Genomic DNA, 13,983 nt, shown 5'->3' with positions numbered 1-13,983 from the left:
GGCGCTGTTCGTCCCGATTCGCACACCGGGCACGTGCCAGGTCGCGGGTGCCGGGACCGCACCCGGCGGCGGGGCGGTCACCGCATGCGGGTGGCCCACTCCTGCACCTTGGCGATCCGCTGGCGCAGTTGGCCCGGCGTGGCCTCCGCGGCGGGCGGCCCGCCGCAGACGCGGCGCAGCTCCGTGTGGATGACGCCGTGCGGTTTGCCGCTCTGGTGGACGTAGGCGCCGACCATGTTGTTGAGCTGCCGGCGCAGCTCCATCATCTCCTTGTGGGAGACCACCGGGCGCCGCTCGGCGGGCAGTTCGAGCAGATCGGCCTCGCTGTCCGGCTTCTTGCGGCTGTGCGCGATCTGCCGGGCCTGCCGCTTCTGCAGCAGCAGTTCCACCTGGTCGGGTTCGAGGAGTCCCGGGATGCCGAGGTAGTCCTGCTCCTCCTCGCTGCCGGGGTGGGCCTGCATGCCGAAGTCCGCGCCGTTGTAGGTGACCCGGTCGAAGACGGCGTCGGACTCCAGCGCCTCGAAGGGGAGCATGTCCTCGCCGGTGTCCTCGTCCTGCTCCCGGTTCGCCTCCTCCATCTCCTTCTCGGACTCGGCGTACGGGTCCTCCTCGCCGTCCTTCTTGGGCTTGTCGAGGACGTGGTCGCGCTCGCGTTCCATCTCGTTCGCGAAGCCCAGCAGGTTCGGGATGGTCGGCAGGAACACGGACGCGGTCTCGCCGCGCCGCCGGGACCGTACGAAGCGGCCGACGGCCTGGGCGAAGAACAGCGGGGTGGAGATGGTGGTGGCGTACACGCCGACCGCGAGGCGCGGTACGTCGACGCCCTCGGAGACCATGCGGACGGCGACCATCCAGCGGTCGTCGTTGCCGCTGAAGTCGTCGATCCGTTTCGAGGCGCCGGTGTCGTCGGACAGGACGACGGTGGGCTTGCTGCCGGTGATCTCGCGGATCAGCTTGGCGTAGGAGCGGGCGGAGTCCTGGTCGGTGGCGATGACGAGGGCTCCGGCGTCCGGGACGGACTTCCTGACCTCGGTCAGCCGCTGGTCGGCGGCGCGCAGCACGGACGGCATCCACTCGCCGCGGGGATCGAGGGCGGTGCGCCAGGCCTGGCTGATCGCGTCCTTGGTCATGGGCTCGCCGAGGCGGGCCTCGATCTCGTCTCCGGCCTTGGTGCGCCAGCGCATGTTGCCGCTGTAGGAGAGGAAGATGACGGGACGGACGACGCCGTCGCGGAGCGCGGAACCGTAGCCGTAGGTGTAGTCGGCGGCCGAGCGGCGGATGCCGTCGTCGCCCTCCTCGTACGCCACGAACGGAATGGGGTTGGTGTCGGACCGGAACGGCGTACCGGTGAGCGCGAGCCTGCGGGTGGCCGGCTCGAACGCCTCCAGGCACGCCTCGCCCCAGGACTTGCTGTCACCGGCGTGGTGGATCTCGTCGAGGATGACGAGGGTCTTGCGCTGCTCGACGCGGTTGCGGTGCAGCATGGGGCGGACCCCGACACCGGCGTAGGTGATGGCGACGCCGTGGTAGTCCTTGCCGACCGGGCCCGCGCTGTACTCGGGGTCCAGTTTGATCCCGATCCGCGCGGCGGCCTCGGCCCACTGCTTCTTCAGATGCTCGGTGGGCGCGACGACGGTCACCTGCTGCACGACGTGGTGGTGCAGCAGCCAGGAGGCCAGCGTCAGCGCGAAGGTCGTCTTTCCGGCGCCCGGGGTGGCGACCGCCAGGAAGTCGCGCGGCTGTTCCTGGAGGTACTTCTCCATCGCCCCCTGCTGCCAGGCGCGCAGTTTCCCGGCGGTGCCCCAGGGGGCACGGCCGGGAAAGGCCGGGGACAGGTGGTGCGAGGCAGAGGCGGCGGCGGTAGTCACGATCTCCGTTGCGGGGTCGAGCGGCTCGGCTACGTATGACGACCGGGCCACCCTACCGATGGCCCGAAGGTGTCAACGCCCGGACCAGGCCGGGGCGGCCGGGGATGGGACTGAGGTCACACTGCGCTACTCGGCCAGACTCCTCAGCACCTCGGAAATGGCCTTGACCTCGTCCATGCTGCCGGTCGCCACGGCAATGACCAGGCGCTCGGCCGCATCGATGTCGGGACGCAGCTGCACCTCGTTCAACGCCAGGAAGACGACACAGGACACCCAGGCCGTGCGCTTGTTCCCGTCGACGAAGGGGCGGTTGATGACCAGTGACTGCAGAAGCGCCGCCGCCTTGTCGAACAGGTCGGCGTAGGCGTCCTGCCCGAACATGGAAGCCGAAGGGCGGTGCACGGCCGACTCCAGCAGACCCACATCACGCACGGCGATGTCCTGGTCATCGACGGCGTCAGCGCCGATGGCCAGGACATCCTCGGCCGAGAGATAGACGTGCGTCACTTCAGCCGCTCCAGCAGTTCGGCCCACTTGGCGGTCTGCTCCTTGGCGGCTTTGCGCACCAGCGACTCGTGAGCCGTCCGGGCCAGATAGTCGTCCACAGCCCTCAGCAGTATGGCGTGCATGCTGACCCCCTCTTCCTCGGCGCGCAGCTTGATAGCTTCCGTCTGGTCGTCGCGGAGACGCAGGTTCATAGCCATACCAAAACGGTACCACCGGTGGGGCCAAACTGGTACCACTCAAGGGTGGGGCACCCGCAGCCGCGTCGTCACCCACACCCCCGCCAGGGCCACCGCCGCCATCGGCAGGAACACGGCGACGAAGGCGGCCGGGTGGGAGCCGGTGGCGTCCGTGGCCGCGTGGGTGACCGTGCCGCCGCCGAGGGCCGCGAAGGCGGCGCCGCCGGCGGCCAGCAGGAGGACGTTGGAGAGGCCGTCGGAGATCTGGAGGGCGGCCGAGTTGGTGCCGGCCTCCTCGGGGGCGGAGAGCTGGAGCAGCAGCACACTGGTGGAGGAGATCACCAGGCCCATCCCGAAGCAGCCGAACGCCCAGGCGACGGCCAGTGCCCAGGCGGGCACCCCGTCGATCAGCACGCTCGGGGCCGCCGCGATGGCACCCGCCACCAGCGCCATCCCCAGGGTGGTCAGCCGCTCCCGATACGGCTCCAGGCGTGGCCGCGACTGCACCCAGGAGCCCAGCGCCCAGGTGCCGCCGCCCGCCGCGAGGGAGAACCCGGCGAGCGTCGGGCTGAGCCCGCGCTGGGTGACCAGCATCAGCGGCACGAAGGACTCGGCGGCGATGAAGGACCCGGCGGCGACGCCGCGCAGCAGCACCACCGAGGGCAGTCCGCGCGCCGCCCGGTAGGTGCCGTGCGGGAGCAGCCCCAGCACCGCGGGCACCAGCAGCGCCACGCCCGCCGCGGCGGGCAGCAGGGAGATCCAGCGCAGGTCCTGGGCGGCGTACTGGAGCAGTCCCGCGCCGAGGGAGATCGCGAGGGCGAGGCGGATGCGGCGGCGGTCGAACGACGGGCGCCGCTTCTCCGTCCGGTCCGCTCGGGTGTCCGGGTCCTCGACCGGGCCGGACGCCCGGCGGCGTATCTGGGGAAGGGCGAATGCCAGGGGGAACGCCACGAGCACCGGGATGCCGAGGAACACCCACCGCCAGCCGATGTGTTCGGTCACCGCGCCGGAGGCGAGCGGGCCGACGATCGAGGGCACCACCCAGCTCGCCGCGAACGCCGCCATGATCGCCGGACGCAGCCGCTCCGGGTAGGCCCGGCCGACGACGACGTACAGCGCGACGATCACCAGCCCGCCGCCGAGGCCCTGCACGGCCCGCCCCAGGATGAACAGCCACATCGTGCCCGCCGTCCCGGCCAGCAGCAGGCCGGCGGCGAAGGCGCTGATCCCCGTGGTCAGCGGCGCGAGCGGCCCGTGCCGGTCCGACCACTGGCCGGAGAGCACCATCGCGAACAGGCTGGTCGTGAAGAACCCCGAGAACGCGAACGCGTACAGCGACACCCCGTCCAGCTCGCGGGCCGCCACCGGCATGGCCGTGCCCACCGCCGTCGCCTCGAAGGCGATCAGCAGCACCACGGAGACGATCCCGATGCTCAGCGCCCGGTAGGGGCCGCTCAGCACGGTCTGGTCGCGTTCGACCGGCGGGGCGGGGGCGGGTCCGGGGTCTTCAGGAGTCTCGGCGACCCCGGTGTCGCGGGGGTTCAGGGCGGTCATGACCGCCAGGGTAAGGGCCGCGGCGGGGCTTTACCTCTGTCGGAGGTCGGTCCGGTACCGGGACCTCGGGCCTACTCCCCCGCCGGCCGGACGGTGTTCGTGAGCGGCGTGTGGCAGTCCCGTTGCGGCGCCCCGGAAATCCTTGAGCGCCGCTGCCGGCCCGCCGTACGGTCGGCGTACCGAGTTCGCGGCGGCGAGGCCCGAAGGGCACGCCTCGCCGCCTGGCCTAGCCGTGTGCCCGAGTGGTTGAGGGGTTCGCCTGCAAAGCGAATGACGCGGGTTCGATTGATTCCCGCCACGGCCTCCGGTGCGGGCGGGGTGCGTCGGTCAGAGCACTCCGCCCGCTTCGTCCTGGAACAGCTCCGTCCAGTAGTGCCAGTCCGCGTCGGTCGTGGTGCCCGTGGGGTCGACGGCGGACAGGACCTGGATCATCGTCATGGCCAGCTGGTCGTACGTCTCACTGGTCAGCGTGTGGCCCGACTCCTCGTCGATGGCGTGCTCGCGGTGCAGCAGCCAGAGGGTGAAGGCGAGGGTCGAGATGTCCGTGTTCAGCGGGTACAGGACGGATTCCGACTCGCTCCAGTTCAGGACCGCGCCCGTGGTGCCGTCGACGACCAGGCTGTTGTCCTCGATCAGGTGGCCGAGGCGTACGAGCCGGTCGGCGCGGGCGGGGAGGCGGTCGGCCGGGAACTCGCCGGGGCGGTCGTCGGTGTAGTACTCCGCGAGGGTGCGCAGCGGCAGGTCGGTGTCCAGCTGGAACAGGAAGCCGTCCTCGGGCAGGCCCGTCTCGCACAGGAAGCGGCGGGTCGGCCCGTGCGTCAGCGCCGCGGGGAAGTCGACCTCCTCGAAACGGACCACGCCTCCCCGGCCGAACTCCTGGTCCAGCAGCCGGGTCGGGAGGTCCAGGGCGAGCCCCGAGACCGTGCCCGGCCCCGCCGCCAGGGCCAGCGGCCGGATCAGCGCGGCCATCCGCCACAGCGGGGCCGGCCCGCCGTCCGCGCCCTCCTCGAACACCGCGAGCAGCTGCCGCGAGGCCTCCGCGACCGCCTTCGTGCCGTAACGGCCCGCGTAGGCGGCGAACTGGCCGCGAAGCCCCGCCAGTTCGTCCGTCGCGGAGGCGAACCGGACCAGGGTCGGCAGCGACGGGGCGAGCGGGCGGATGTCCATCAGGTCGGGGCGGTCGTGGAAGAAGTACGTCGTCGAGATCTCGCCGGTGGCCCCGTCCAGCAGGACCGGCTCGATCTCCGTACCGGCGGGGCCGAGCAGTCCGCCGATGACCAGCTGGTCCCGCAGCTCCGCGGAGAGCCGGTCGCCCGCGTCCCCCGCGCCGCCCGCCGAGCCGGTGACGGTGCGCAGGCCCTCGCTCCGCAGCCGCGCGAAACTGAACAGACCGCTTTCGCAGGGCAGTCCGGGGCCGGTCAGCCAGCTGCGCGTGGACGCGTGCGTGACGAACGGATCGAGGGCGTCCTCGGTCAGGGTGATCGCTGCCGCGACATCCGTGGCAACGGTGTCGATCGTGCTCATGGCTCCCCCGCGCATCCGTGTGCTCAGTCCCGTGTCCCGTGCTTCGCCGCTCCGGGCGGCTCCGCCCGGACAGGACGGACCCCCGCACCTGCGGGCCGGCAGCCGTCCCCCACCACTCGGAACACTACGTGCCACCACTGACAGCGCCCCGGGTCAGGAGCGGGCGGACGGGCGGCCGGGCACGGACACGGGCGCCCCACCACACAAGACGCGCGAACGCCCCTGTGCGTTGCCTTCGCACGCGAATCAGGTGAAACGTTCTCCGGCCGTCCCTGTCGGCCGTCGTCAGCCGCTGTCAGCCGCTGGTCACCACCGCGGCCTGGGGGCGGATCGGCAGGCGGTTGACCGGGCGGCCGGTGGCGGCCCGGACGGCGGAGGCGATGGCCGCCGGGGAGGTCACCACCGGCACCGCGCTGACCGCCTTCGCGCCGAAGGGCGCGACCACGTCCCGTTCCTCGACCAGCTTCACGATCCGGATGTCGGGTGCGTCCAGGGCGGTCGGCAGGGCGTAGCCGGTGAGGTCGGGGTGGCGGATCAGACCGCGGGGCGTGCGCAGGTTCTCGGTGAGCGCGGCACCCACGCCCTGGGTCACGCCCGCCTCGATCCGGGCGGCCAGCTGGGCCGGGTTCAGCACCTGGCCCACGTCCTGGGCGACGGCCAGTTCCACGACCCGTACCGAGCCGATCTCGATGTCGACGTCGACCACCGCGCGGATCGCGCAGAAGGACATCCCGACGAAGGCGTCGCCCTGGCCGGAGTCGTCCAGGGGTTCCGTGGGGTGCGGACGGCACTGGGCGGTGGCCCACAGTTCCTTGCCGTCCAGGGCCTCGGCGACGGTCGTCGACAACACCCCGTCGTACGAGGTGATCCTGCCGTCGGTGATCTGGAGCAGCTCGGTGGACATGCCGAACTTGTGGGCCATGGGCTGGAGGAGCTGGGTGCGGACCATCTTCGCCGCACGCTCCACCGCGCCGCCCGACACCCAGGTGTGCCGGCTGCGGCAGCCCGCGCCCGCCGGGGGCTGGTCGGTGTCCACCGGTGCCACGCGCACCTCGTCGACGCCGAGGACCTCCTGGACGATCTGCCGGGCCAGTGTGGTGAAGCCCTGGCCGGTCTCGACGGCCGCGCACAGCACCGTCGCCACTCCGTCCTGGACCTTCACGGTGGCCGTGGACACCTCGTCCGCGCCCTCGCCGCCGAGCATGTGCACCATGCCGAGGCCGTAGCCCACACCGCGGCGCACCGCGCCGGGCTCGCCCGCGCCCTCGGGGCCGCCGGGCAGCAGCCACTCGTTCGCGGGGGTGTCCTTGGGCAGCGGCGGCAGCGGGAAGTCCTGCACCGCGCGGAGGAGTTCGGCGACCGGGGCCGGGCAGGTCACGGTCTGGCCGGTGGGCAGGACGTCACCGGTCGCCATGACGTTGCGCAGGCGCAGTTCGGCCGGGTCGATGCCGAGCTTCTTGGCCAGCTTGTCCATCTGCGCCTCGTGGGCGGCGCACACCTGCAGGGCGCCCTCGCCGCGCACATGGCCCGAGGGCGGGTTGTTGGTGCGGACCGCCCAGCCCTCGATGAAGGCGTTCGGGACGACGTAGGGGCCGCAGGCGAAGGCGACGGCGGCGGCCAGCGCGTCCGACGACGTGTCCGCGTAGGCGCCCGCGTCGAGCAGGATCTGCGCCTCGACCTTCACCAGCTTGCCCTCGGCGTCGGCGTGGTGGCGGTAGCGCAGCAGGGTGGGGTGCCGGTGGACGTGGCCGAGGAAGGACTCCTCGCGCGTGGCGGTGAATTTGACCGGGCAGCCGGTCTTCAGCGCCAGCAGGCCGAGCGGCAGCTGGAAGCTCTGGTCCTCGCGGTCGGCGGTGGCGCCGGGCACACCGGTGACGACGACCTTCACGCGATCGGGTTCCAGGCCGAACGCGGCGGCGGCGGTGTCCCGGTCGCCGTGCGGGTCTGTGGAGGCCAGGTACAGCTCGACGCCCCCGTCCGGGCGGGGTACGGCGAGTCCGGCCTCGGCGCCGATGGGGGCGGGGTCCTGGCGGCCGATGCGGTAGAGGCCCTCGACGACGAGGTCACCGACCGCGTCCGGGTCGCCGTGCCGCAGCGGGATGTGCCGGATCAGGTTGCCGTCCGGGTGCAACGGCTCGGCCTCGAAGGCCTGTTCGGGGTCGGTCACCGGGTCGAGCACCTCGTACTCGACGATGACGGCGGCGGCGGCCATCCGCGCGGTGTCCGGGTGGTCGGCGGCGACGGCGGCGATGGCCTCGCCGTGGTGGCGTACGACCTCGGAGGCGAAGACCGGGCGGTCGCCGCGGCCACGGCCGTACACCGGGTCGCCGGGGACGTCCTCGTGGGTGACGACGGCGCGCACCCCGGGCATCTCGCGCGCGTGGGTGGTGTCGAGGGACACGATGCGCGCGTGCGGATGGGGCGAGCGCAGCACGGCCGCCCACAGCAGGCCCTCGGCCCACAGGTCGGCGGCGTACGGGAAGGTGCCCTCGGTCTTGGCGCGGGTGTCGGCGGCCGGCAGGGAGGTGCCCAGTCCGTGCGGGACCGGTTCCGCCTCGGGGGCGTCCTCCGCGGCCCGTGCGGCCTGCACGGTGGCGGCTTCGTTGCTCACGCATGGCCTCCGTCCTGGCCGTGGGGCCGGTCGTGCGGTCCGGGGTGCGGGAACGCGGCGGGGTTGACGCCGCCGGCGCCCGGTCCGGCCTGGTGCGGGATGCGGGGCTCGTCCGGGGCCGTGCCGGGCTCCGGGTCCGTGCCCGGGTCCGTGTCCGGGTCGGATTCGGAGTGCTCGGCGTGTGCCTCGCGTTCGGCGACGACCTCCTGGACCGCCTCCACCACGCCGCGGTAGCCGGAGCAGCGGCACAGGTTGCCGCACAGCGCCTGGCGGGTCTCCAGCCGGCTGGGCGCCGGGTTGCCCTCCAGCAGGTCGTGCACGGTCATCGCCATGCCCGGTACGCAGAAGCCGCACTGCACCGCGCCGCACCGCGCGAGCGCCCGCTGCACGTCCGACGGCCGCCCGTCCTGGGCGAGACCCTCGACGGTACGGACCTCACTGCCGGCCGCGGTGACGGCCGGGACCAGGCAGGACGCCACGAGCCTGCTGTCGACCTGCACGTTGCAGGCCCCGCACTCGCCCTGTGAGCAGCCGTCCTTGGCGCCGGCGAGCCCGAGGCGCTCACGCAGCACGTAGAGCAGCGACTCGCCGATCCAGGCGTCGGTGACGGGCCGGTCGATGTCGTTGACGCTCAGCACGTAGGAGGCGAGGGGGTGGTCTTCGTGCGAGGTGCCGGGGAGTGGTTCGCTCCCGGGCGACGGACCGTCCGGCGCGGCGGACGCGGGGCGCTCGGACGCCTCCGGGACACCCGAAGTGTCCGGGCCAGCCGGGGTGTTCCCGCTGTCCGGGGCGGCCTCGGGAGCGGCGGACGGCTCGGGGTCGGTGGTCGGCGCGGACGTGTCGTCGCCGGGGGGTGGTGTCCCGGCCGCATCGTCCGGGGCCGGGGTCGCGGGGCGCTCCGGGGCCTCCTGGGCTCCCTGAGGGGCTTCGGGACGCCGGGCGCCCTCGGGTGCCTCGGCAGGCCCTCCGGGCCCGGGAACGGGCCGCACGGCGCCCTCCGTGCCCGGCTGCGGGTGCTCGCGGAGCTCCGGGGCGGACGATCCCCCGGCCGCCTCCCGGTAGGGCTCCGTATCGGTCCGCCAGTGGGGCTCGGCGGCGGTCGGCTGCGGCACACCGGTCGGCCGGGGCCCGGCGGGTGGCGGCGGTTCGGACGCGGGCTGTCCCGACGCGGGCGCGCCGCTGCCGGGCTCCGCGTGCGGGTGCGGGTCGGCGGGCCGCTCGCGGACGGGGTCGGCCGTGCCGCCGGCCCGGCCCTGCGCGGGGGCTCCCTGGCCGTGCTCCGCGTGCCGGCCGGGTTCCGGCCCGTCCTGCTCCCGGCCGGGCTCGGCCTCGGGATACCGCGGGTCCACGCCCGGTACGCCGGGCCCCCACGGCTGTCCTATGGCCTGCGTGGCCCAGGGCGCCGGGGCGCCGCCCGGAAGGGTGGCGGGTGGGGTGACCGGTGGGGTGGCGCCCCACTGTTCGGCCAGGGCGGAGGCGGTGAACTCGCCGGACTCGTCCGGGAGGTCGCCCTCGGCGACGGGGATCGACCACTGGCCGGTCACGTCGGAACCCGGTGCCGGGTTCCCGGCGGCGGGCTGCTCCTCGAAGGCCCACTGGCCGGAGGCCCCGGGGTCGTACGTGAACCGGTCCTGCCCGCTGTGCCCCTGCGCCGCCCGCGCCTCGGGGCCGCCCTGCCCGGACGGGGACTGCGGGTCGTACGGAGTCTGCGGGTCGTACGGAGTCTGCGGGTCGTACGGGGCGTGCCACTGGGCGCCGTCGACGGGCGCGCCCGGTGCGGCGCCACCCGGCACCGCCCAGTTGCCGGCGGCCGCCGGGTCGGTGCCCGCGGTGGTGGCGGGGGTGACCGTGATCGGCGGCGGCACATAACCGTGGCCCGGCGCGGCGAGCGGACTGTCCATCGAGTCCAGCAGGGCGTCGATGCCCCCCTCGGGGAGCTCCACGAAGGCCGTGGCGCCGTCGTCGTAGTCGCCCTGGGGCAACGGGTCCCAGCGGCCGCCGCCCTGGGACGACGTGCCCTCTCCGTGCTGGTCGTCGGTCACGACAGCGCCCTCCCCAGTGCTCGTCGGGCCAGCGCGGCGACGGTCCGCCGCAGATGCAGTACCGCGGGGGGCAACGCCGGGACGGAGCCGTCCTCCTCGGGGGTCGGGTCGGGGATGCAGGCCGCGGCGACGTACTCCCCGAACGTGCTCAGCGCCTCCGGCACGAGCGCGCGGTTGTTGTCCCAGTCGATGAGCTGGGCGACCCACTGCTCGGCCTCCAGGGGCCGCAGCGCCATCGGCGCTATGGCGCCCACCGCGCAGCGGACGCCACGCCGGGCGGGGTCGAGCACCAGGGCGACGGACGCCATCGCGCGGCCGGGGCCGGTGCGGCCGGTGGCCTTGAGGAACACCTGCGGGGCGTGCAGCAGCGGCACGCGCACGTAGCCGATGAGTTCACCGGCGCGCAGCATGTCCATCCCGGCCAGCAGGTGCGACACCGGGATCTCCCGGCGGACTCCGCCCTGGCTCGCGATGATCAGCGTCGCCTCCAGCGCGGCCAGCACGGGCAGCGAGTCACCGGTGGGGGCGGCGGAGGCGATGTTGCCGCCCAGGGTGCCCGCGTTGCGGATGTGCGGCGGCCCGGCGGCACGCGCGGAGGCGGCGAGCGCCGGGATGAGGGCGGCGAAGTCGGGGCGGCCCATACGGGCGTGGGTGAGGCCCGCGCCGAGCAGCGCGTGGCCGTCCAGGTACTGCCAGCCGCGGATCTCGCTGATCTTGCCGAGGCCGACCAGCGCCGCGGGCCTGAGCTGCCCGGAGTTGACGGCGGCCATCAGGTCCGTGCCGCCCGCGACGGGCACGGCGGCGGGCATGGCGGTGAGCGCCGCCACGGCCTCGTCCAGCGTCGTGGGCAGCGTCACGGCCTGCGCCGCCTGCGGTGCGTGCGTGCTCAAAACCGGCTGCCCCTTCCCGCGGCCCCACCTGGTCCCACCTGTCGCAGCCGTACGGTACGACCCGACAGGGCGGACGTGGCAACTCTGGCACATCTTCGCGAGCGCCGAAGACAGGGGTCCGCTAGGAGGCATTCGCCCACCTCACCACGGGCATGACCCGATTTGGCGGACATCGCCGGTGCGATCGAACGGCACCCTCCGGTGACCCTTGTGCCCTTTTTTCACGACCTGTTCGGAGTGGGGCGGACTTCACGGCATGGCCGGATCGCGCGTCTGCGCCCCCGGTCCGGGGTGCGCGCTACCGGTTCGGGGCGGGCCGTCGAGGGGGCGGCCCAGCACTCCGGGACGCCGCTGCCAGGGGAGCGGTCCGGTGGGCGGGCGGTAGGCGACGCCGAGGGCGTCGAGGCGCTGGTAGTGGGCGGTCATCCGCCGTTCGAAATCGGCGAAGTCCCGTTCCGCGGGGGCCTGCAGCGTGCTCCAGGCGACCTCGGCGAGGGCGGCCAGCCGGGGGAAGACCTGGTAGTCCACCCGCTCCTGGTCCTCCATCACCTCGGACCACGCGTTGGCCTGGGTGCCCAGGACCCGCCCGGCCTCCTCGGCCGTCAGTTCCGGCGGTACGGGCTCGAACCGGTAGACGTCCTCCAGGGTGCGCACGTATCCGATCGGCACCGGTTCGTCGGGGCCCGCGTCCTGCCGGTGGTCCAGGTAGACGTGCTGCTCGGGGCACATGACCACGTCGTGTCCCGCGCGGGCGGTGGCGATCCCGCCGGCGTAGCCGCGCCACGAGGAGACGGCGGCGCCCGGGGCCGGACCGCCCTGGAGGATCTCGTCCCAGCCGATCAGCCGGCGCCCCCGCGCGGCGAGCCAGGTGGCGAAGTGCCCGATGAACCAGGACTGGAGAGCGTCCTCGTCGGCCAGTCCGAGAGCGCTGATCCGCTGCTGCGCGACGGCCGACTCACGCCACTGGTCCTTGGGGCATTCGTCGCCGCCGATGTGCAGAAACGCCGAGAAGGGCGAGAAACCCGTGGTGTCCGCCGGGAACAGTTCCAGGACTTCCTCGAGCACCCCTTCGTAGAAGCGCAGGGTGTTGTCGGTGGGGGCGAGTACGTTGGGATTGATCCCCCAGGTGTCCCAGACGGTCAGGAAGGCGGTGTCGACGACATCGGTGTTGCCGAGTTCCGGATACGCGGCGATGGCGGCCTGCGAGTGGCCGGGTACGTCGATTTCGGGGACGACGGCGATATACCGCTCGGCGGCGTAGGTGACGATCTCCCGGATGTCGTCCTGGGTGTAGTGACCGCCGTGCGGCGTGTCGTTCCACAGGGGTGAGGCGCGGTGGCCGGCTTTCGTCCGTGCGCGCCAGGAGCCGACCTCCGTCAGCCGCGGATGGCGCTCGATCTCGATGCGCCAGCCCTGGTCGTCGGTCAGATGGAAGTGCAGGACGTTGAGTTTGTGCGCGGCCATCAGATCGAGAGAGCGCAGCACGCTTTCCTTGGGCATGAAGTGCCGTGCCACATCGAGCATCAGTCCGCGCCAGCGGAAGCGGGGCGCGTCCTCGATCGTGACGTGCGGCACTCTCCAGGCCCGGTCGCGGCTGAGCGGGGCCCTGCGGTACGCGTCGGGGCCGAGGAGCTGCCGCAGCGTCTGGGCGCCCCAGAAGACACCGGCCGCGCTGCCGCCCTCGACGAGGACGCCGTTCCAGTCGCTGACGAGGCGGTACTCCTCGGGGTCGAGCCCGGGGTCGAGCCGGAGCCCGATGCCGTCGCCGTCCGTGTCGTCGAACTCCCGCCCCTCGCGCAGCGGCAGGCCGGTCGCCTACCAGAGGACGGTGCGCAGCCATCGGCCGACGCCCTCCGTCGCGGGACCGGCGTAGAACCGGGAATGCGCTGTCAGCCGCACCTCGCCGGAACCGGTGACGACGCTGCGGGGCGCTGGAATCAGTTCGGTCACGTCAGTCCTTTACCGCGCCGCCCAGTCCGCAGACCAGGCGTCGCTGTACGAGTACGGAGAAGACCAGCAGGGCCATCGGCAGCGTCGACTGCGAAATGCCGCTGATGAGGGAGGACTTGGCGAACAGGAAGTCGTTCCAGGTGGAGAGGAGGGAAAACACGCTCGTGGCCACGAGCCCCGGCAGAACGAGCGGGAAAAGGATCTGCCACAGGAACCGCGCGCGGCTCGCGCCGTCGATGTACGCGGCCTCCTCCAGCGCCTCGGGAACGGCTTTCACGGACCCCCGCAGCATCCAGATCGTGAACGGCGGGGAGAACGCGATGTGCGGCAGGATCAGCGACCACAGCGTGTTCAACCGGACGAAGTCCCGCACGAGGAAGAACAGCGGGATCGTCAGCGCTTCCACAGGCACCATCCGGGCCACCAGGAAAATGACCAGCAGGGTCGTCCGTATACGGAACCGGAATCGCGTCACGGCGGTCGCCGCGAGAAAGGCGATCAGCGCCGAGGCGATCACCACGGCGAGCGCGACGACCACGCTGTTGACGAAGTACCGGCTGAATTCCCGCTGCCCGAACACCCGTCGGAAAGAGTCCAGGGTGGGTGTCAGGGTCCACGGCCGGGGCCTGTCCGGACTCGACCTCGCCGGCCGGTTTGAAGGCGCTCAGCACCATCCAGCAGAGCGGGAAGGCCACCACCACCGCGACGAGCGGTGCCGTCGCCTCGGCCGCGAGCCGCCACGGGCGCCGTACGAACCGGCGCACAAGATTCACCCGGCGCGCCCCGTTCCGGCCCACGAGGCTCACAGTTCCTCTCCCTGCGGCGCAGCAGCCGCAGGTACACCCACGTGACCGGCAGGCG

At 73.1% G+C, this 13,983-nt stretch carries 8 protein-coding genes, 1 tRNA gene and 2 pseudogenes; 1 reads left to right on the top strand and 10 read right to left on the bottom strand.

The genetic code is table 11. The features are described from left to right. Positions 1-77 precede the first annotated feature (77 nt). The 4 genes from WJ438_RS25620 to WJ438_RS25605 form a co-directional block, all read right to left on the bottom strand. Complete coding sequence (locus tag WJ438_RS25620) at positions 78-1,871, bottom strand: DEAD/DEAH box helicase (protein WP_406729806.1); 1,794 nt, start codon at positions 1,869-1,871, stop codon at positions 78-80. Positions 1,872-1,994: 123 nt separating this feature from the next. Further along, on the bottom strand, positions 1,995-2,375 hold the full coding sequence (locus WJ438_RS25615) for a type II toxin-antitoxin system death-on-curing family toxin (protein WP_406727321.1): 381 nt from the start codon (positions 2,373-2,375) through the stop codon (positions 1,995-1,997). Then, on the bottom strand, positions 2,372-2,572 hold the full coding sequence (locus tag WJ438_RS25610; protein WP_406727320.1) for a CopG family transcriptional regulator: 201 nt from the start codon (positions 2,570-2,572) through the stop codon (positions 2,372-2,374). Before WJ438_RS25610 ends, WJ438_RS25615 begins: the two co-directional genes overlap by 4 nt. 39 nt (positions 2,573-2,611) lie before the next feature. Continuing rightward, positions 2,612-4,105 (bottom strand): MFS transporter, encoded by a 1,494-nt coding sequence (locus tag WJ438_RS25605; protein ID WP_406727319.1) that lies wholly within the window; start codon positions 4,103-4,105, stop codon positions 2,612-2,614. A 229-nt stretch (positions 4,106-4,334) separates the two neighbouring features. On the opposite strand from WJ438_RS25605, the gene WJ438_RS25600 reads away from it, so the two are divergent. Further along, positions 4,335-4,409: transfer RNA gene (locus WJ438_RS25600), tRNA-Cys, on the top strand. Positions 4,410-4,432: 23 nt separating this feature from the next. Here the strand turns inward: WJ438_RS25600 and WJ438_RS25595 are convergent. The 6 genes and pseudogenes from WJ438_RS25595 to WJ438_RS25570 form a co-directional block, all read right to left on the bottom strand. Further along, entirely contained in the window at positions 4,433-5,629 is a 1,197-nt protein-coding gene (locus WJ438_RS25595) for an SUKH-4 family immunity protein (RefSeq protein ID WP_406727318.1), read from the bottom strand. Between the two features lie 295 nt (positions 5,630-5,924). After that, on the bottom strand, positions 5,925-8,240 hold the full coding sequence (locus WJ438_RS25590) for a xanthine dehydrogenase family protein molybdopterin-binding subunit (protein ID WP_406727317.1): 2,316 nt from the start codon (positions 8,238-8,240) through the stop codon (positions 5,925-5,927). After that, complete coding sequence (locus WJ438_RS25585; RefSeq protein WP_406727316.1) at positions 8,237-10,282, bottom strand: 2Fe-2S iron-sulfur cluster-binding protein; 2,046 nt, start codon at positions 10,280-10,282, stop codon at positions 8,237-8,239. Before WJ438_RS25585 ends, WJ438_RS25590 begins: the two co-directional genes overlap by 4 nt. Beyond that, positions 10,279-11,172, bottom strand: a complete 894-nt coding sequence (locus tag WJ438_RS25580) for an FAD binding domain-containing protein (protein ID WP_406727315.1) — start codon at positions 11,170-11,172, stop codon at positions 10,279-10,281. Before WJ438_RS25580 ends, WJ438_RS25585 begins: the two co-directional genes overlap by 4 nt. Before the next feature lie 249 nt (positions 11,173-11,421). Continuing rightward, positions 11,422-13,122 (bottom strand): annotated as a pseudogene (locus WJ438_RS25575) (beta-N-acetylhexosaminidase). Position 13,123: 1 nt separating this feature from the next. Next, positions 13,124-13,895: pseudogene (locus tag WJ438_RS25570) on the bottom strand (carbohydrate ABC transporter permease). Positions 13,896-13,983: the final 88 nt, after the last annotated feature.

The sequence above is a fragment of the Streptomyces sp. GD-15H genome, from assembly GCF_045291515.1.
Lineage (GTDB): Bacteria > Actinomycetota > Actinomycetes > Streptomycetales > Streptomycetaceae > Streptomyces.
The sequence above is the reverse complement of the archived record's forward strand: the minus strand, read 5'-3'. Positions and strand labels throughout refer to the sequence as shown.

Excerpts from the sequence above, each read along its gene's own strand:
- WJ438_RS25605 (WP_406727319.1), bottom strand. The coding sequence starts at position 4,105 with ATGACCGCCCTGAACCCCCGCGACACCGGGGTCGCCGAGACTCCTGAA.
- WJ438_RS25595 (WP_406727318.1), bottom strand. The coding sequence starts at position 5,629 with ATGAGCACGATCGACACCGTTGCCACGGATGTCGCGGCAGCGATCACC.
- WJ438_RS25610 (WP_406727320.1), bottom strand. The coding sequence starts at position 2,572 with ATGGCTATGAACCTGCGTCTCCGCGACGACCAGACGGAAGCTATCAAG.